The organism is Sphaerospermopsis aphanizomenoides BCCUSP55 (assembly GCF_001586785.1).
GTDB classification, from domain to species: Bacteria; Cyanobacteriota; Cyanobacteriia; order Cyanobacteriales; family Nostocaceae; genus Sphaerospermopsis_A; species Sphaerospermopsis_A aphanizomenoides_A.
Genome location: NZ_LUFH02000107.1, coordinates 1 through 19,490 on the forward strand (window position 1 = coordinate 1; position 19,490 = coordinate 19,490).

Annotated in this window: 15 protein-coding genes; 13 read left to right on the top strand and 2 right to left on the bottom strand. The window is 38.3% G+C overall.

What is annotated here, in order from left to right; translation table 11 throughout:
* Positions 1-840 precede the first annotated feature (840 nt).
* Positions 841-2,841: a DICT sensory domain-containing protein gene (locus A0J48_RS21950; protein ID WP_200326715.1), complete on the top strand. Its 2,001-nt coding sequence runs from the start codon at positions 841-843 to the stop codon at positions 2,839-2,841.
* A gap of 122 nt (positions 2,842-2,963) precedes the next feature.
* On the opposite strand, the gene A0J48_RS21955 is transcribed toward A0J48_RS21950, so the two are convergent.
* Positions 2,964-4,445 (bottom strand): hypothetical protein, encoded by a 1,482-nt coding sequence (locus tag A0J48_RS21955; RefSeq protein WP_200326716.1) that lies wholly within the window; start codon positions 4,443-4,445, stop codon positions 2,964-2,966.
* 396 nt (positions 4,446-4,841) lie between these two features.
* Here A0J48_RS21955 and A0J48_RS21960 point away from each other — a divergent pair, with 396 nt between their 5' ends.
* The 8 genes from A0J48_RS21960 (at position 4,842) to A0J48_RS21995 (ending at position 13,862) form a co-directional block, all read left to right on the top strand.
* Complete coding sequence (locus A0J48_RS21960; RefSeq protein WP_200326717.1) at positions 4,842-6,059, top strand: FHA domain-containing protein; 1,218 nt, start codon at positions 4,842-4,844, stop codon at positions 6,057-6,059.
* Between the two features lie 34 nt (positions 6,060-6,093).
* On the top strand, positions 6,094-6,366 hold the full coding sequence (locus tag A0J48_RS21965; protein WP_200326718.1) for a hypothetical protein: 273 nt from the start codon (positions 6,094-6,096) through the stop codon (positions 6,364-6,366).
* A gap of 19 nt (positions 6,367-6,385) precedes the next feature.
* Positions 6,386-6,814, top strand: a complete 429-nt coding sequence (locus tag A0J48_RS21970) for a tetratricopeptide repeat protein (RefSeq protein WP_200326719.1) — start codon at positions 6,386-6,388, stop codon at positions 6,812-6,814.
* A gap of 14 nt (positions 6,815-6,828) precedes the next feature.
* Positions 6,829-8,451, top strand: coding sequence for a type IV pilin-like G/H family protein (locus A0J48_RS21975; protein ID WP_200326720.1), 1,623 nt, complete (start codon positions 6,829-6,831; stop codon positions 8,449-8,451).
* 111 nt (positions 8,452-8,562) lie between these two features.
* Positions 8,563-8,955, top strand: coding sequence for a hypothetical protein (locus tag A0J48_RS21980; RefSeq protein ID WP_200326721.1), 393 nt, complete (start codon positions 8,563-8,565; stop codon positions 8,953-8,955).
* Positions 8,956-9,056: 101 nt separating this feature from the next.
* On the top strand, positions 9,057-10,148 hold the full coding sequence (locus A0J48_RS21985) for a type IV pilin-like G/H family protein (RefSeq protein ID WP_200326722.1): 1,092 nt from the start codon (positions 9,057-9,059) through the stop codon (positions 10,146-10,148).
* A gap of 15 nt (positions 10,149-10,163) precedes the next feature.
* Complete coding sequence (locus A0J48_RS21990) at positions 10,164-13,259, top strand: ATP-binding protein (protein ID WP_200326723.1); 3,096 nt, start codon at positions 10,164-10,166, stop codon at positions 13,257-13,259.
* 30 nt (positions 13,260-13,289) lie between these two features.
* Positions 13,290-13,862 (top strand): hypothetical protein, encoded by a 573-nt coding sequence (locus A0J48_RS21995; protein WP_200326724.1) that lies wholly within the window; start codon positions 13,290-13,292, stop codon positions 13,860-13,862.
* 253 nt (positions 13,863-14,115) lie between these two features.
* Here the strand turns inward: A0J48_RS21995 and A0J48_RS22000 are convergent, their stop codons facing one another.
* On the bottom strand, positions 14,116-14,832 hold the full coding sequence (locus tag A0J48_RS22000) for a biliverdin-producing heme oxygenase (RefSeq protein ID WP_200326725.1): 717 nt from the start codon (positions 14,830-14,832) through the stop codon (positions 14,116-14,118).
* A 384-nt stretch (positions 14,833-15,216) separates the two neighbouring features.
* On the opposite strand from A0J48_RS22000, the gene glmM reads away from it, so the two are divergent.
* The 4 genes from glmM to A0J48_RS27235 form a co-directional block, all read left to right on the top strand.
* Positions 15,217-16,689, top strand: coding sequence for a phosphoglucosamine mutase (gene glmM / locus A0J48_RS22005; RefSeq protein WP_200326726.1), 1,473 nt, complete (start codon positions 15,217-15,219; stop codon positions 16,687-16,689).
* Between the two features lie 142 nt (positions 16,690-16,831).
* Positions 16,832-18,448: a hormogonium polysaccharide biosynthesis protein HpsL gene (gene hpsL / locus A0J48_RS22010; RefSeq protein WP_200326727.1), complete on the top strand. Its 1,617-nt coding sequence runs from the start codon at positions 16,832-16,834 to the stop codon at positions 18,446-18,448.
* A 201-nt stretch (positions 18,449-18,649) separates the two neighbouring features.
* Positions 18,650-18,994 carry an acyltransferase family protein gene (locus tag A0J48_RS22015; protein WP_200326728.1) on the top strand — a complete coding sequence of 115 codons (345 nt, stop codon included), beginning with the start codon at positions 18,650-18,652 and terminating at the stop codon, positions 18,992-18,994.
* A 204-nt stretch (positions 18,995-19,198) separates the two neighbouring features.
* Positions 19,199-19,490: hypothetical protein (locus A0J48_RS27235; RefSeq protein ID WP_234301091.1), on the top strand; the 292-nt coding region annotated here is incomplete at its 3' end.

The window sequence follows — 19,490 nt, forward strand, 5'->3', positions numbered from 1 at the left end:
GTGTGGGGTGTAGGAGGCAAGGGAGGCATGGGGAAATTTTCGTTCTTTCTTCTTACTCCTGATAGCGCAGCTTGGCGTTAGCCATACTCCTATTCTCTTCTTACTGTCACCTGTCACCTGTCACCTGTCACCTATTCCCAAATCTCTATAAATCTATACGTTCTCACTCTGAAGTCAAGGCTGGAAACTGGGGATTTTCAACGGTTTTATTTCGTTGATGAGCATTGAGAGACACTAAACCTGGAAAATACTCATCAATATGTTCAGTTAAAAATATTTTGAGTTTTGTCAAGCATCAGCAGTACCTAAACTTACCAGGGTGTTTTTTGGGTTAATATCTGGAAAGGTGCTTTCTCAAGCCCAGAGATTGAGGAATGGTAATAGGTAAACGGTGATAATTAATAGGTAAGATGGGTAAAAGTTTTTCTAATTACCAATCACCAATCACCAATCACCAATCACCTCAATTTTGATTTTGATTTTGATAGCAGTTATTAGGGTGATTGGAGAACCTTAAAGACTCAAATCCTGAATGGCTTGCACCATGCTACGCACTTCAGATAGGAGTTTTAAAAAGCTGATGCTGACCAAGCCCTTTTGGGGTGTGGGGTGTGGGGTATGAGGCTTACAGACAGCCCCAACAACAGTTCGACAGACTCACTGACCATCTTTGGGATACAAGCCCCGTCTTTTCAAGACGCGAGCGTCCTTGGGAGTTCAAGCTCCGTCCAACCCTGTCTTCCCTACACCCTATACCCTACCCCCTACACCCTGTTGCTGACTGCTATACAATGCTGCTGTGAAGTGGATCTCGTCTAGATTGGCCGTTTAACAATATTCATGAGCATTTCGACTTCTGTTCTGAGTGATTTGCTACAGTCACTACCCTACCTGCGACCTCAGTTATATTTCAAGGCTTCACTAACGGCGCTTTCCCACGCAATGGAAGATCAGGTTTTGGCTGCCACCTTGGATCAGCCTCTGATTATTGCTAGTTTTCAACGAGAGCGATTCTACCGTCAAGAAGCTCATCGTTATCAGCGGCTTTCTCAGCGAAGTAACCAAATATACGTATTATCTGCTCCGGAAACGGATTTTGTCAATAGTTCAGAATATTATGAAAAAGTAGCTTTTGAGCCGGATGATGCGTTAAGTCAAGAATGGCATTTAGTAGTAATTGCTGATAATTATGCTACCTGTTTAGTGTGTCGAGAAAACTTGGGGTCGAGTGCCAAAAATCAGGAGTTCCCAGAGATTGTTCCTGGTTTAGATATGGATACAGCGCGGAGATTTGAGGGGATTTGGACTTCAGAGAGAGGAGTCAGCCTCAAAGCGGCAGAGTTGATATTAAGCAGGATTGTGGTTTATAGACCGGATCTGACAGAAAAAGTCGCTCAGGTACGTCAGCGGTTTAGCATTGGGGATTCCAGAAAAGAGTTGAAACCAGCAATTCAAAATGAATATGCCTGTGATATTGATACTGACCCTTTTGTACAGAGATTAGTGACTTATTTACAAGCTAGTCAGTATAAATTACATAAAGCTTACCGTTCTATCGCTGCCCAAGCCAGGAAAGAAAGGTTAGTTAATTCCATTAGTACAGCTATTAGGCGATCGCTCGATTCCAAAGAAATTTTACAAGTAGCGGCTCAAGAGTTAGGTCAACATCTAGAAGCAGGTCGTTGTCTAATTTATCGCGCTCAAGCTACCGATGCGAAAGCCACGATTGAGCATGAGTTTTTAAACAAGGGTGTAACATCTGTTTTAGGTGAAACCTGGGATTTACAACACAACCCTTTGTTTCAAGACATACTAAAACAACTTGAAGGTGTATGTGTTGCCGATACTGTAACAGACTCCCGCGTTAAAAATTCACCAGCTTTATCGTTAATAGTCAGGAAATTTGGGGTGCGTTCTTGGTTAATGGAACCAGTATTATTTCAGGGACGACTGTTAGGCATTGTTGAGTTACATTATTGTTATTTTCCTGGCCATGAGTGGCAACCAGGGGAATTAGATTTAGTTAAAGCGATCGCTACCCAAATAGGAGCAGCCCTAATTCAAGCAGAAGCTTTTGCTAACTTGGAAAAACTAAATCAGCAATTAGAAGCCCTAGACCGCACCCGCAGTAACTTGATAGCTATTACCGGTCATGAACTCCGTACCCCTCTATCTACCATTCAAGTTTGTCTAGAAAGTCTAGCTAGTGAGCCAGATATGCCTTTAGAGTTGCAACAGGTAATGCTCAGTACAGCCCTTTCTGACTCCGAACGGATGCGAAAACTGGTGCAAGATTTCCTCACCCTTTCTAACCTAGAAAGCGGTCGAGTAGAATGGCATCCCGAATCTTTAACTTTACAAGAATGTATAGATTTGTCCCTCAGTCGTCTGCGTACACGGTCATCGACAGAAAAGATCCCAGAAATTAAAACGGAAATTGCTAAAACCTTACCTCTGATTAGGGCAGATGGTGATTGGTTAGTAGAGGTACTAGCAAAACTCATAGATAATGCTTGTAAATTTACACCAGCAACGGGAGAAATTACCATTCATGCTACTTACAACTCAAATCAGATGGTGGAAGTTACAGTTGCTGACACTGGTCGGGGCATTGAACCCAATCGCTTAGAAATAGTATTTGACCGATTTTACCAAGAAGAGGGGGCGTTAAGACGGACTGCGGGAGGTACAGGTTTAGGTTTGGCCATTTGTCGGCAAATAGTCAAAGGCTGGAATGGAAAAATTTGGGCAGAGTCTAGCGGTAAAGACCAAGGTAGTCAGTTTCACTTCACAGTTCCTGTTGTTGCCAGTAGTCAGGAAGCTGAGAAGATAGGAAGTTGAGGAAACAGGGGGGAGAAAGGAAGATGCAGAAAATGTTGGTATTTTCCGTGACGTACTCCACACACTCCCTTTCCGATGAGTGTGGGGCTAGTAACTGCTAGTAAATGCTTTTGCTGTTTAAGCTAAAAAACACCCTGCCAAACTTCCAGACCACCATCTGGGTTATCTTCATAAGTCCACTCCCACTGCTTTTTGTTAGTTCGGATAGCAGCACGAGGACCAAAAGGATTGGCTGTACCAATAAAAAGACCATGAGGTGTGGGAACAATATTGCGAATCCCATAGTTGTAAGGATTTTTAAAGCCATTTTGAGTTACTGGTAGCCAATTCTCTCCATCATAAGTCCGCCAAAGAGCAGATCCTCCATTATTCTTAATGAATTCTTCCACACCTAAAGCCGCAATCATTCGAGCAACCTTTAATGGTTTTTCTTCTAATTTGACATATCTCAAAATAAGACTCCAGTCCATCGTACCTGCATAAAGCCAGTCTTCGTAAATTCCCATTCTCCAGAGGTAACCACAAAAGTAGTTATTAAAACCAGGGCCTAATCCACTTAGAGATTTTTTACCGTTTCTAGCAGTACCGACGACAATATCCCAAGAACCATCAGGGTGCAATCTGATAATTTCAGAAGCAGCGGGTCCGATTTTATTACGGTGATCATATCCACCGTTTTGAATTCCTGTTCCAATGTAGAGCGCACCTTTAAAGGAAATCATGCTGGAAGGGCCTTGGTTTAAAGCACCACGTTCAGCACCATTGGTGATCACTTTCTCCCAACGATAAGGTGGAACACCTTCCGCATCTGTTCGCCAAATTTGAAACCCACTCAGACCAGCAGTACCAGCATAGAGGTAGTCACCTAAAACGGCCATTTCATAAATGGTCATAACATCTGGTAACTGTCCAAACCCAGGTTCATTTACACAACGCCAGTTTCCTACTGCTGGGTCGTCACTTTCATAAACAAGGGAAATACCAGATGCATTGACATTTCCCTTAGCCGCTCCCGTTGGTGCTGTATATAGCTTCCCTTTAAAGGAAACTAGTACCCGAATAGCCGTTACTGTTATATCTCTTCCTTGAGTCATAAAACGCGGTTTAGGCGTAGTTATAAATGTTTTTCCATCCTCACTACGCAAAATATCAGGACCTGTCCCCCGTGATCGTGACCAAGTTGATACATAGAGAGCTGGCTTAGAATCTGATTTCCCTTGAAATACTGTCATTCCTCGATAGCCCAAATCTCGGCTGAATTCAACACCTTCAGCATCTGTAATCAGAGGAGATTGATAAACCCGATTCCAGTGGTTTAATAAGGGATTAAAACTCCATATTTCACCACGAGCGCATTGATGCTCAAATTCTGGTGTGTAGTTGAAGTAAGGGCATTCAACAGGCCAATAATCCATTGTGACAAATGGCATGGCAAACTTGAGAAGACACAAATTGGCACGAGAAGTTCCAACATAGAGATGATCATTAAACCAAGCCATTGAATAGGCGTAGCCGTTGTAACGATCTCCAAATCCATTTTCACAAACTTTACGAAAGTGATTTCTACGGAGACCTGGATTGGGTTCTGGATTATAAACAGACATTTTTACAGCGATTAGAATAAGAATTTGATACTCTGAGTCCAAAAAAGCTAACTCATGCTAACAAAAGTCAGCTTTTTCTTCCTGCTTCACTCTAGAAGTTTCAGCACTATCTAGTCCACAGGCTAACACATTCCGATTGTTCTAAGTAGTCAGGAAGCAGAGAAGATAGGAATATTAGGAAACAGGGGGGGTTTTGTATGCAAAGTCTTTACATCCTTTTTCCACAGATGTCTATTGTAAATATTGTCAACATCATCCTTAAAAACTTATTAAATTTTATACCTAACAAAACTGCATATATAACAATCTAAATTGAATTAGTACACAATACGTATATTCATTATACGTCAAATCTCAAAGTCATATTTTACTCAGGCTTTAAGACAAAAAAAATCTATGCAACTCAAAATCGTACAACAAACAGGTGGAACAGATAAAAACTGGACACTTACACCTAACCGTGAGTGCATTATTGGTAGTGGTTCAGGTTGTGACATTACTTTACCCTATCCTGACATTGTGAGCGATCGCCATCTCAGGCTATATTTTGACAAATACACCCAAACTTGGCAAGCACAGGACTTAGTTAGCAGCAACGGTACATTTATTGATAGTCAGCGTATTACCGACTACCAAATTACCAGAGAAACACGGATTGCTGTCGGTGGAGGTATTTTTATCACAGTCACACCAGTGGGAAACGTTGCTTCTAACGCACCAGCACCACCAGCACCACCCCCACCACCGCAACCGGTTTATACACCTCCTACTCCCAAGCTTCAAAAACCAGTGAGCAATGGGGGTCATTATCAATACAGAGATGGACAATCTGTCAGCAGAAATACTAATAGAAATCAGTCTTACTCACGCAAAGTCTTGAGTTGGAGAGAATATGTAGAGAAACAAGCAGCAAAACTTGAAGGAATAGGGCATTTAGCAACTTGGTTTCACATGACCACAGGGTTTAGAAATACCCCTTGGATACGTGGGTTTGGTAGCAATGATAAAAGTAATAACTTTAATTCCTTTGATGGTTACATTCTCCCTGACTTTCAAGAATCTGAACAAGCTATCACTGATGCTATTGAAGAAAGACTCAGTAAGATGCAACAGTATCAAGATACTGATTGTTTTATTGCTCGTTTAACAGATGCTCATATAGCTGATTCAGCTACTCAGTCTTTTTTGGGAGTAGAACTATTTCCTATTCGACGCAGCAAGTTAAATGAAGCAGACTATAGAAGATTTTGCGTTGTTTCCTATCATCGTGTCCGCACTTATTTGTTAGTAGAAAATTACGGTTCAGACTTGTTTGTAAGTTGGGTAACTCGCTTTGAACCAGATCCAACTTCAGTGATTATACTTCTTTGGTTAATACTAGCAATTTTTATTACTCTATTTGCATTACCAACTGGAAATTTCTTCATGATTATCACACCATTAACTATATGGGGTGAAATATATTGGCTAACTCCTTTAATTATGCAATCAATGAACATTGTTCCTAAAAAAGCCAATGCTCGTTTAGTGACTGGTTTGTTAGTAGTGCCAACGTTATTTTTAATATCTATAGCGGCTGGTATTACAGCTTTCCAAAGGTCTTTTCCTTATTAATCATTTATTGACAAGAATTACCCAAACATAAATCATGGACATATTAAATTGGATTTTGGGATTATTTGGGGGAATTACACCCGTAGTTGGTATTGTCTTATTAATATTTTTTTTAAGACAAAAGAAAGGACAAGATTTAGATATACCACCACTAGATTTAATAGATGCAAAAAAACTAGATGATATGGTATCCAAGCAAGTGGAAGATGTTCTGAAACCCTTGTTAGAAAATAAAGGTTACACAGAAGAACAAGTTAAACAAATCTTGACTCGCACATCTTTAGGTAATAAAACTTTTCGTCGTTGAATATCGGGTTAATTAAATTATGCTGTCCCCAACTGTCTCTTTACAAAAAATAAACTCTAATACATCTGCTGCTGAAATTTGGAATGCTGCTAAATTAAACCTTAAACTAGGCAGGGTTCATCAATCACTGATGATTGCCTATAGTGCAGTTCAGAAAGATCCAAATCAACAACAAATGTACAACAAATACTATATTCAAGTAATGAGATTGGGGGCAGAATTTTCCGAAGAAATAGAGGATCATCACAAAGCAGCTTATTACTGGGAACAATTCACTAAACAAATACCAAATGATGGTAATGCTTGGTATGGATTAGGAATTGCTAAAGCCAATTTGCAGGATTATCAAGGAGCAATTATAGCTTTAAACCAAGCAGTGAAATTACAGCCAGAAAATCAAAAAATACGTTCTATGTTAATAAAAATTCAGCAAATGCTGGCAGGATAAGGCAGGATAAATATATGCAAGACAATCTTTACACCAAACCTTACAGTACATTAATTCTTGAACGTCTAGGAAGGGGTTTTTCAGAAGCAGAAACTATAGATATTTTGCGGCAAGTTTTACCCCAACTAGCACAAATTCATCTTCAAGGATTGGCACATGGGGCAATTTCTTCTGATACATTGGCACAAAATCAAAGTAATTTGCAAACTGTTTTATTGAACAGTCCAGGATTTGCTCATCCTAGTTATGCTGCACCGGAACAATTACACACAGGACAAATAAGTACATCTGGAGATATTTATGCTTTGGGTGTGACTATGATTGTGTTATTAACAGGTAAAAGTCCTGAATTATTACGAAATTATGATGGTACTTGGAATTGGCAAGATGACTGTTTTGTAAGTGACCAATTAGCTGGTATTTTAGAACAGGCTATAGCAATTCAGCCGCAATATCGTTACCCTGATGCTATGCAGATGTTATCAGCAATTAATTCTGTATTTACACCTGCTACTCAACCACAAGATGTATCTGTCAAAAACATATCAAGTTCTGTCCCAGCTTATCAACCAACTTATTCTGTTGCTACCAATTCACAACAAAATTCTAAATTCACTCAATTACAGTTAATTTTAATCAGCAGTGGAGTTACAATTGTTATTTGTTTAGTAGGTTTTGGTTTATTACAATTTCTTAACTCCCGACAAAATATCCAAACTGTAACTGAATCTTCCACACCATCATCAACAACTGAAAATACTCCCAATACCACAAATTCTGATGTCTCTGATCCTATACCCAACTCCTCAACTACAACATCGGAAAATAAGTTAGATCAAGTCCTACCCACTTATATACCATCAGCTTTTTCTCCTAGCAATGCTTTTGCTACTTGTCCAGAAACTACCAAATTATATTTAATTGGAGAAACTGAACAATTTCGCTTTGCTGTTTGTGGTGCAAACGGAAGATCCTTATATTATTTTGGTTACGATAAAAATAGTGGTAGTAGCATTAAACTTTCCGGTTCAGATAGTGGGTTTTGGAATGGGAATTATTTATATTTACCACCAAGTTATCAAGATACGAACTACACAAATGCTATACTTCGAGTTTACCAGAATAATAATTTAATAGCTAGTCGTCCATTAATTAACTTGTATAAGTTATCTGAGAATAACTCTAATAATCAATCTGTCAATACTTCTGCTAATAATTCTTCTATAAACTCTGATTCTATCATAGGATGGGGACTTTTAAATCAAGCTAAGAAAGCACGTCAAGCAGAAGGTAAAACCTATGTTGGTAGTATGAATAGGGGAGAACAAGCTTATTACGTTGAAAATAATCAATTCACTGCTGATGTCGAAAAATTAGGAATTGGTATTAATACAGAAACAGAAAACTATTCCTACCGTATCAACATTCTTAGTAATACAGCAGTTCAAACTATAGGAGTAGCTAAAAAAGCAGAATTAACAAATTTTTCAGGAGGAGTTTTTGTCACTAGCAATAAGTCAACAGTTGCTATACTTTGTCAAACAGAAACACCCTCAGCAACCACACCACCAGCACCTCAATTAATCAATGATCAGCCAGAATGTCCACCAGGAACAATCAATTTATCTAGAAATTAAGACGTAACTCAATTTAATAAAAAGCTCCCTAATAAACCCTGTAGAGTTTATAGAAGGGGTGCTACATTTTCCAGGTTTTGTAACAGAACATTAATTGAGAGACATGAAATTATGACCAATCTAAAATTAAAAGATCATCCTGTTTGGCAAGATTTAAGTGAGGTTTTAGTAAATCTCAATGCTGATAACCTGATCAGAGAACACCTGAATTTATGTAATTATCAAATATGTGGTTATTGGGATGAGAATGATCAATATTATGAAACAGTTAATTTACCTTCTAATATAGAAACCGAATTAGCTAGTAGTTCTATTGGTGTTACTCGTGAACAAAGATTTATCCAATTAAAATTTCTCATCAAAGGTTTTATTCATAATCATTTACAAGAATTGCAAGATATAGGTGAAGTTATACTTGTGTATAATGAAAATTTAGAATTTATTGATGAAACTTGGGATTTAAATCCTAATTTTTTGCAAAATACACTCTTAGATAAAACCTAGACACTTTTTGATAAAATCCCAGTTTACATCCTGTTCATCCTTTAATCCTGGACATCCTGATTCAGACAACTAAAACTTACATTATTAGGGTAACTCAAACCATGCAAAACAACTCACAAAACCAAACATTACGCGCTGTACTCGCACAACGTCAAGGAAAGGGATTTTCTGAAGTTGAAGCAACAAACATTTTACGTCAACTTCTCCCACAAGTTGACTATTTACATCAACAAAATCAAGCACATAGTCAAATTTCCTTAAATACCATTATTCAAAATAATCAGCAGATAATCCTCACAGCTACACCAACACCACAACCAGCAAATCAGATAAATATACAGCAAGATATTTATGCTTTAGGTGTGGTAATTATTGAATTAATCACTGGTAAATTAGCTAATTCATTAAGAAATGCTGATGGTAGTTGGAATTGGCAAGATTATTGTTTTGTCAGTGACCAATTTACAGATGTTATTAATCGAATGATTGGTAATTCTGCACAAGGTCGGTTTAATTATATTAATGAAATTATAGAAGATTTAGATTTTTATACCCCTGTTCAATCTGTAATTTCTTTACCAGTTAATCAAGATTTTTATGATAAAAATAACAATGATTCAGAAATTTATTCTACATTGATGTACGTGATACCCTCAGTAAATGATACTTTTAATAATCAATCAATTTCAGAAAAATTATACAGTGATAAAACACCATTGAATGTAAATAATTCTACATTTATTTGGTGGGGATTACGTGGTTATGGAGTGATATCAATTTTAATTCTTATAATAGGCTCTATTGTGTTATATTTATTAAATTCTCTACCTGACAATCAAGAAAAGATAGCCAAAGAAAACATCGAAATCCTATATATATCTTCAGAAGTTTTTTATCTTAAAAACCGTAAATTTACAACTAACCTGAGAGAATTAAGTCCTCTGACTACAACGGAAGAAGAAAAATATTCTTATAGTATTAATATTCTCAATGATACAGCAATTCAACCTATAGCAGTAGCTAATAGAGATGGGTTAAAAAGTTATTCGGGAGGAGTTTTTGTGAATAGCAATAATACTATCATTCCTATAGTGTGTGAAACTGAAAAACCCTCAAAAAATCCACCACCAGCGCCTCAGCTAGTTAATGGTAAACCAAAGTGCGCTCCTGGAACAGTTCAAGTATCATATTAATGTTGATAAATTTTTATGCTTTCACAACTCACTAAATGGGAAACCAACACCGCCCCCTCCGTCGCCATTGAACCCACAGAAACCCAAACCATCGCCGTATTTTGGGGTGCTATAATTCCCGCAATTCCTGATATTATCTCCCTCGAACAGTCCCGCACAGGAATGAGTTATGATACCGCCCTCAATCAACTGCTACAATCACAACAAAGATGGATACAACAACTACATGGAGAAAGTCGTTTTACCCTCTCTTTGCGCTTAATTACTAGCGGTGATACCGAACAAGATTTAATCTTTGGTTTAGTGGGTAAAACCGAAGGACAAAACGAAGCGGAAACCATCAACGCCGCCCGTAATTTTTTTAACAAAGTCCGCGATACTTTCCCCAATGGCTACCCTCTCCAACTTTGTCAAAATGCCGAAGAATTAGCTTTACTGCGTTTACCTTTTTTACCTTCACCCCAAGGACAAATAGGAGAATTTCGCCGCACCATTACCAAATTACAAACTATCACCAGTGCAGATATTCCCGATGCTTTTGCTGTGCGTATTGACTCTTGGTGTGCTAATAATTCCAACTTTCAAGAATTATTCCGCGCCTTATTATGTCATCCCACCCCCGCAGGTATCGCTATTAATTTAAAACCTACCCAACTCACAGATAAAGAGAATAAATATTTATCAGAACAAGCGCGGATGTATGCCAATATTGCCAGCATTAGCCGCAGCGAAAATTCTCAAAACCGCATCATGTCTAGCGGTGTCACCTATCAAGAAAAACTCGTAGAAGCAGAACAAGCTTCTCAAGCATGGACTAAATTACAAACAAATTGGCGTAGTCCTTGGGAAATGACTATTAGCGTCATGTCTGAGTCTACTTTACCTCAGTCTGTTATTGCTGCATTTCAAACCGCTATTGATGGTAAACCCCAAACCGAAACCCAACTGCGGGGAAGTGGAGGGGTAGTTATAGCCGAAACTGAAGCGCAAAAAATGGCAGTTTGTCAAAATTGGGTTGACTTAACTGTACACCGTTGGGCAAATAATTATGATTTAATCCGCTTACCTTGGTTATTTAGTCCTGAAGAAGTCCATAGTGTTTTTCGTCTCCCCATTGCGGATAGAAACGGTGTGTGGGGTTTACCTTCCGCACCAGGTGCTAAAGATGCCCGTCGTCCACAAAAAGTCAGCACTACAACGACAGAAATTCGCATTGGTTCACTGGAATTAAGCAAAAAACAATTAACTCAACATTTATTAATTTGTGGTGTTCCCGGAAGTGGAAAAACCAATACATCTTTATATTTATTAGAAACATTATGGCGAGAACATCGCATTCCTTGGATGGTATTAGAACCTGCAAAAACTGAATATCGCGGACTGCGTTCTGTTGCTAGTTTAACCAATGATTTATTAATATTTACTTTGGGAGATGAACGGGTAGCACCATTTAGATTTAATCCCTTTGAAGTTCCCCCAACCATCAATTTAGATAGCCATTTAGGGGCATTGATAGATTTATTTTCTGTGTCTATGAGTATGTGGGGTCCTTTGCCAAATGTGGTTGAACAATTAATACAGGAAGCATATAAAAGGAAAGGTTTTACAATTTTAGGTGATAACAGTAAATTAAGTCCGCCCCAATTCTCTGATTTAATCAATTTAATACCGGAAATTGTTCCCAAACTTGGTTACAAAAAAGAAACCACTGATGAAATTACGGCGGCTTTATCAGTGCGGTTAAATAAATTCTGTCGTGGTGCTTTGGGGAGGATGTTAAATACTACTCACTCAGTACCTTTTGATGAATTAATGCAGCGTCCGGTAATTTTGGAAATTAGTCAAATTACTAATACAGATGACCGCGCTTTTATTATGGGTTTAATTCTCAATCGCTGTTATCAATATTGGACAGCAAGAAGACATCAAGCAACAGGAGAATTAAAACATTTGTTATTAATTGAAGAAGCACACAATTTATTAGGTGATGTAGCAGAATCTAGTAATCAAGAACAAGCTAATCCTAAAGGTAAAGCTGTGAAAAACTTTGCCAATATGTTAGCAGAAGTGCGGGGTTTTGGTCAAGGAATTGCAGTGGCAGAACAAAATCCTAATGGTTTAGTAACAGATGTAATGGTGAATACGAATATTAAATTAGCCCATCGAGTTGTAGAAGCGAAAAATCGAGAAGCGTTAAGTCGTTCGATGTTGTTAACTCCTCAACAAGAAAAGTCTTTAGCTGCTTTAGGAACTGGGCAAATGTTGTATTATATTGGTGGAAATTTAGAACCTAGTATTACTAATTCCCCGAATTTTAAAGATAATACTAAAAATGGTTTTAATCCCCGGTTAACAGATGCAGAAATTCAAAGTTTCTTTCAAAGAAGTTTTCAAGCAAAATATCCCCAACTTTATGCTTTACCTTTAGGTTGTCCCACAAATCCATTATTAGCGCACTGTTTAGAACAGGGTGCAGATGTAGTACAAATACTTTCTGAACATCCAGAATATAAGGCTTTAAAACCTAATATAATTTTACAATTATTAGCCGCTCCCTTTGGCGCACCTGTGTTAGATTTGGTTAAGCCAGTATTAGGTAAGATTTTAGTGAGTAGGGGGGTCAATCATTTACAAATTGAGCAAATTCAAGGGATTTTAAATAGTGCCATTTCTTTGTTAGCATTGGAAGCAGTCCAGGAAAAAGGAAAGGTACATGGTTGGTTAGGTAAAGATGTGGAATTTGCTCATGGTTTGTTGATGAAGGCTATTTTAAATCCTGGGGGTGATGTGTTAAGTCAATGGGTGAGTATTTCTCAAATTCCTCAACATTTATTGCAGTTGGGTTTACCGCATCCTGAGTATGGTAAACATGAGTTTCCTGGGGTGTTTAGGTATGAGAATAGTAGTTTATTTGAGAAGAAAGAAGAGTTTTTAGAATATTTAACTAAGTCTCAAAATCCTCCGGGAAAGGCTTTAGAAGATTGGATTTCTCAAACTTTACCGTTTTTATTTCCGGTGTTATCAACGCAGTTACAAAAGTCTTTGTTTATGGGTATGGTGCTTGAAATATCGGAAGGTAATCCAAGGTTTATTGAGCGTTTTATTGGTTAAATATTGAGAATATAGTAGGAGGATTAAATTATGAGCATTTGGTCAAATAATTTAGAAGAAGTGTTAAAAGAAAAGTGGGAAAATACAAAAGCAGGAGCAAAAAAAGCAACTGAAATAGCAGCAATAGCTGTACCTTTGGTAGCTAATTTTAATGAAGCTAAGACTATTCCTCAAGTTCCCAATGAACCTAGTTATTCTCAAGTACAAACAACAGAAACAAAGTGTGATCCTCTTGCTAAACAATCTCAAGATTTAAACCAGAAAAATCCTACAGAAATACCAAAATCTACAGGTGAACTTGTAGATGCAAAAGAAAAAAGTGATGATCAAAAACGAGATCAAATTGATAAAGATATTACTGCTGAAAATCAACCAACTATATCAGATCCACCAAATGCAGATAATTTTAGCGAAACAGGTGTTTCTCCAGATAGGCAAATCATACCTCGTCCTGATAGTCAGCTTTCTACAGAAGTAGTTAGTTTACCAGATAATCAGCAAAATAGGAATGCAGAATTAGCTAATCAATTAGGCAAAGAGACCTATTCTCCATCTTCTCAGCCTGAACAACAAGATGCAGCTGGTGAAACAGGGAATATCTAAAATAAGACTTTAACTGAAGATTATGTGACTCCAAAATCCTGTTAGAGGATAAAATTTAGGGGTAATCTCCCTCCGGTTGCTTTCATCTACAGAAAACAATCACAGGGCTATTACCCCCAGATAGTTTGACTTTAAAATATAGCAACAGCCAAGGTGGTTAGGACATTAACAAATGATAAAACCTAGACAGTAAAAGCCTTTCAACTCTGTCACCTGTCACCTGTCACCTGTCACCTGCTATACTTAACAATGATTATTCAGCAGTTGCCAATTCAGTGCTGCCTCTTGTACGCTTCCGTGTCAAAGTGTTGTATAGCATGACACCGATAGCTTTAATTAAGTTACCTTCTAATTCTTGGAACATCTTCATGTTCACACCGAAAGCAGCATTGGCTTCTTCAACAATGCGATCGCCTGTAGCATCATCAATAGGCATAGCATCGAGATTTTGACGATATTGGGCTTTAAATCCCTTTTCATCGGTAATATCTGCAAACTCATAAAAGGCAGTCCCTTCGCCTTCTGTCAGGTTCATCGCTGTTTGGGCAATACCTTTGAGAATTTGTCCTCCGGATAAATCTCCTAGGTAACGAGTATAAGAATGAGCAATTAACAATTCTGGTTCTGTTGCAGAAATTTCCCGAATACGCTGTACATAAGCTTCACCTGCGGAGGATAATTTGATTTGCTCCCGCCAGTTGTAACCGTAGTAGTATGTTAAGTCCTGTTCTAAGGTATGCTTGCGGTTGAGTTCAGGAAAATAAATTTTGCCGACAATGGGATGATCCTTGTGTTTCTCCATCTCCTCTTCCATAGCGGAGTAGACGAAGTAAAAGTTAGCAACCAGTTTCCGGTAGGAGTTTTTCTCCACTACTCCTTTTAAAAAGCACTTGACAAAACCCACGTTTTCTGCCATTGTATGTGCTTTTTTTGTACCTACTCGTAATTTGGAGGCTAAATTGCTGCTCATGTTAAATTTCTCAACTTTAAAAAGTTAACTGCTGGAGTCTTGTTTTACGAATGACGAAAAAATGCCACTAAAACGTTACATTAGAACTATTTGATGAGAATTTATATTAATATTTTTTAAGTTTTGGGTGATTTGTATATTTTTATACCTAAAAGCGTTTATATCAAATTTTTGTATCTTCATGGGAAAACAAATATATTCATCAAATATTCATAGTTAAAGATTAGTTACTATCTGTAATTTTACTTAAAATAGATTTGTTAAAATCAATAGTCATTCAGAAATATGATTAGCCACTGGTTGTTGAAAAACGATTTTCCCAGAATTGTTGAAAACAAGCTAAAGTGCTATTCTCCTGTGTGATTGTGTGGAGTGTTTAAAAGTATGGTTTCATCAATAGCTCGGACTCAAGGCCGCATTTCGGATGGTTCTATTGCTGAATCGGAAGGAATGAAAACAGGTATTGGCAGCAGTTTGGCGCTCAATCTCATTTCTTTACCAGCCACTCCTTTATTTGGCACAGATGGCATTCGCGGCAAAGTTGGAGAATTACTAAGTGCGCCTTTAGCCTTACAAATAGGTTTTTGGGCAGGGATAGTCTTGCGTACTCATGCACCTCAACATGGTCCGATTATTTTGGGACAAGACTCCAGAAACTCCAGCGATATGTTAGCAATGGCCTTGAGTGCTGGGTTAACAGCGGCGGGGTTGGAAGTTTGGTATTTAGGCTTGTGTCCAACTCCCTGTGTTGCTTATCTTGTCAGCATAACTGATGCTATTGGTGGAGTCATGATTTCTGCTAGTCACAATCCGCCAGAAGACAATGGCATTAAAATTTTTGGTGCAAATGGAACCAAGTTACCCCAAGCATTACAGGCAGAAATTGAAGCCGGACTGCGGGGAAATCTTGCACCTGCTTACAGCGTCAATAGCTGTGGTAAGCATTACTCCCGGACAGAGTTAGTGGGGCATTATGGTGAGGCATTGCAAGCACCTTTACAACCTGCGGTTAATCTTCAGGGTATGAAGATCGTTTTAGATTTAGCTTGGGGTGCGGCGGTGGGGTTAGCGCCTTCAGTATTTACGGAAATGGGGGCAGAGGTAATTTGTCTGCATAACGAAGCAGATGGCGATCGCATCAACGTTAACTGCGGTTCCACACACCTGGATATTTTGCAAACAGCAGTTAAAGAACACAATGCCGATATGGGTTTTGCCTTTGATGGCGACGCAGACAGGGTTTTAGCTGTAGATAATACTGGTAAGCCAGTTAACGGTGATTACATTCTTTACCTCTGGGGTAGTTACCTCCAACAAAAACAACAATTGCCAGAAAACCTCATTATTTCCACTGTCATGGCTAACTTAGGGTTTGAGAGAGCTTGGCAGCAATTGGGTGGTAAATTGGTGCGTACCGCCGTGGGTGATCAGTATGTACAAGCAGAAATGTTACGAACTGGGGGAATGTTAGGAGGCGAACAGTCAGGTCATATTCTTTGTCGTCATTATGGCATTACTGGTGATGGCTTATTAACAGCCCTGCACATAGCCACCGTAGTCAAAGAAGCTGGTGTTTCCTTGGCGGAAATGGTAGATCAAAGTTTCCAAACCTATCCCCAACTGTTAAAAAACGTGCGAGTAGTAGATCGAGAAAAGCGTTTAGGATGGCAAAATTGTCAACCAGTGCAGAATGCGATCGCCCAAGCCGAAACTGCAATGGGAGACAGTGGCAGAATCCTAGTCCGTGCTTCTGGGACAGAACCAGTGATTAGAGTCATGGTAGAAGCTGCTAATGCTGAACTGGCTAACTATTGGACAAATGAACTAGTAGCGCAAGTACAGAAACACATAGCTTGAAGAAGGTGTATGGCTTACGCCACGCTGCGCTATCAGGCGTTCAGTAGGGGCAGGGGGAGAAAATTCTTCACCTACACCCTTACACCCTCGCACCCTATTCTTTTCTGTCACCTGTCACCTGTTACCTGTCAACTAAACAGTCATGGCAAAAACGAAGCAAAAATCTCGGCGTGGCAAAAAGCAGTCATCACCAGATAAACCTGCCCTAAGTCTCAAAGAAGAGTTAGCCCAAAAGCGCAAAGCCACCATAGCACGTAAAGAATTTACAGGCTTAGTCACTAAAGTTGCAGGAACAGGACTATTTTTAGGAATGGTACTGTTTTTCGTCGGTGGAATTAAATTAGCAGTTCCTGGTGCATTAGGTATTATAGTCATTACTCTTTGTTACAAATATCCACGCCCTGCTCTATTTGCCTTTATTATATACGTACCTTTTGCGGGTACAGTTATTTACTGGTTGGGCAATAGTCCCATACTGCAATTAGCTAAAGATGCTTTTTTCTTCCCGGTGGCGATCGCACTGTGGCAAACTTGCAAAAAGAAAAAGCAACCCTTTATCGTTCCTAAAGCCATTAAAACCCCATTTATGCTGCTTTTTGGCTGCTGTATGCTCACCCTAGTGATGATCAATGGTGGACAGCAGTTAAGCCCATCTGGAGGTGACATACCCATAGGGGTAGGAATTCTAGGATTAAAAGTATTTATAGGCTATGTACCCGTTATTACTTGCATCTACTATTTAATTCGCAATCAGCAGGATTTTTGGTTGTTATCCCGTATTCAGATTGTTATGATTATCGTCTGTGGTGTTTTGGGAGTTATGCAATACATCCTACTGACAATAGGAGTATGTAAAGGTACTGTGGGTGTAGAAGGAGATGCCTTATTTAAAGCATCATTAGATGCTCGTTGCTATGTTGGTGGAGCATTATTATATACTCCCGAACAAGGAGTAATTCGTTTACCGGGAACTTTTGTTGCCCCTTGGCAGTGGGCTTGGTTCTTAATTTCTAGTACGTTTTTTACCTTTGCCACTACTTTTAGCGACAAATCTGTGCTTTGGCGATTGATCAGTTTGGCAGGGTTAGCATTGGTATTTGTGAACGCAGTGATTTCTGGACAGAGAATTGCCCTAGCTTTAGTACCAGTTTGCTTCGTACTGTTGCTCTTATTTACTGGCCAATTAGGCAACCTCAAACGCTTCATACCACTAGGAGGAGCATTTGCCCTGATTTTGGTGATTGCAATGGCAGCTAATCCCGCCCTTGTACAAGACAGAATTGACAGTTTTGTAGGCAGATGGAATGCCTCACCTCCTCACCAGTTTATTTTTGAGCAATTTGAGGATAACTGGAAAGATGTTGACACCCCCATTGGTAGTGGTTTAGGTCGAGCTACTAATTCAGCTCGTGTACTGGGTTCAACCAAGTTGGTGGAAACTTACTACCCCAAACTTCTGCATGAAGTAGGAATTGTCGGAGTCATGGCTTTTCTATCTTTTGTTACTAGTATTACCATTGCTGCACGTAAAACATATCGCTCTATCAAAAACCGTAACTTACGAACTTATGGTGCTAGTATGTGGGTGTTTGTCCTCTTGATTAGTTACAATACTTATTACTACCCTCTAGATGTTGATCCAGTAGCTGTTTATTATTGGTTGTGTGCAGGAATAATATTCAAATTACCAATATTAGATAAAGAAGAAATTAAAGAAGAAACAGCAGTCAATCCCAAAGCCAGGAAAAAACGTATATAGCACAATCCGATTTGATTTATGTTCGCGTAGCGTGGCGTAAGCCATATTTTTCGTAGAGGCAGGGAATAGAAAATAGAGTTTTAGAGGAGTTGGATGTACGGAGTTTTGCATGGTCACTTTCCTAGCAAGCTATCAATAATCAAATAGAAGTCCTATATATATTTCTTATAAAGAATCTGAATTATCAACTATTAACAGGATATGAACATTCAAAATCAAACAAAAAATCAGAGATTTCATTGGATTGATCGGACAAAAGGATTAGCTAAAATAGGAATTGTTTTATTCCATTTTTTACAGAATTATCCTGAACGGATTCAATTAATTAATATTTTAGATAGAAATTTTGCCAGAGTTGGATATGCTGCCGTCGATATATTCTTTTTGATGGCAGGTTTTAACACTAGCTATGCCTTGATGTCTCGCGCAATCAAACAAGGAAATGATACAATCAAAATCAATTGGAAATCATGGGTGGTCAAAAGATTATTGAGACTTTATCCATCTTATTGGTTAGCTGTAATTTTCACTTGTTTGCTTTATTAGTGATCCTCTGGTAAGTTTCAAATTACATGGAATTTAAAATTTATTTTATCAGTTTTAGGTTTAACGGGTGTTCATAACCAGGATTTTAACCCAGGTTTTTGGTTTTTTTCGGTAATTCTCCAAGCTTATCTATTAACACCCATAATATTTAGACTATGCAAAAATCAACCTCAGCCAATTTTATGGTTAGGAAATATAGCAGGATTGTTGACAAAAATCATTGCTTTTTACTTTCTATTTGAAAATTTACTGTTTGCCAATAAAAATGTAGATGCTTACTTGTTTTTCTTACAAAATAATTTTATTGGTAGCTACATATCTCAGTTTTGTCTGGGACTTTATTGGGGATTTATTTATGCTGAACATCAAGAATTTCGGAAAAATGATTTTATTTTATCGACTGTAATTTTTAGCTTAGGATTAATGCTTTACGGATTTTTCATAATCCAACGCATCAATATTATATATATGTTAGGTTTTGATATATTATTTACTC

What these genes read in the sequence shown, in the direction of transcription:
- A0J48_RS21950 (WP_200326715.1), top strand. Translation starts at nt 841, where the DNA reads ATGAGCATTTCGACTTCTGTTCTGAGTGATTTGCTACAGTCACTACCC.
- A0J48_RS21955 (WP_200326716.1), bottom strand. Translation starts at nt 4,445, where the DNA reads ATGTCTGTTTATAATCCAGAACCCAATCCAGGTCTCCGTAGAAATCAC.
- A0J48_RS21960 (WP_200326717.1), top strand. Translation starts at nt 4,842, where the DNA reads ATGCAACTCAAAATCGTACAACAAACAGGTGGAACAGATAAAAACTGG.
- A0J48_RS21965 (WP_200326718.1), top strand. Translation starts at nt 6,094, where the DNA reads ATGGACATATTAAATTGGATTTTGGGATTATTTGGGGGAATTACACCC.
- A0J48_RS21970 (WP_200326719.1), top strand. Translation starts at nt 6,386, where the DNA reads ATGCTGTCCCCAACTGTCTCTTTACAAAAAATAAACTCTAATACATCT.
- A0J48_RS21975 (WP_200326720.1), top strand. Translation starts at nt 6,829, where the DNA reads ATGCAAGACAATCTTTACACCAAACCTTACAGTACATTAATTCTTGAA.
- A0J48_RS21980 (WP_200326721.1), top strand. Translation starts at nt 8,563, where the DNA reads ATGACCAATCTAAAATTAAAAGATCATCCTGTTTGGCAAGATTTAAGT.
- A0J48_RS21985 (WP_200326722.1), top strand. Translation starts at nt 9,057, where the DNA reads ATGCAAAACAACTCACAAAACCAAACATTACGCGCTGTACTCGCACAA.
- A0J48_RS21990 (WP_200326723.1), top strand. Translation starts at nt 10,164, where the DNA reads ATGCTTTCACAACTCACTAAATGGGAAACCAACACCGCCCCCTCCGTC.
- A0J48_RS21995 (WP_200326724.1), top strand. Translation starts at nt 13,290, where the DNA reads ATGAGCATTTGGTCAAATAATTTAGAAGAAGTGTTAAAAGAAAAGTGG.
- A0J48_RS22000 (WP_200326725.1), bottom strand. Translation starts at nt 14,832, where the DNA reads ATGAGCAGCAATTTAGCCTCCAAATTACGAGTAGGTACAAAAAAAGCA.
- glmM (WP_200326726.1), top strand. Translation starts at nt 15,217, where the DNA reads ATGGTTTCATCAATAGCTCGGACTCAAGGCCGCATTTCGGATGGTTCT.
- hpsL (WP_200326727.1), top strand. Translation starts at nt 16,832, where the DNA reads ATGGCAAAAACGAAGCAAAAATCTCGGCGTGGCAAAAAGCAGTCATCA.
- A0J48_RS22015 (WP_200326728.1), top strand. Translation starts at nt 18,650, where the DNA reads ATGAACATTCAAAATCAAACAAAAAATCAGAGATTTCATTGGATTGAT.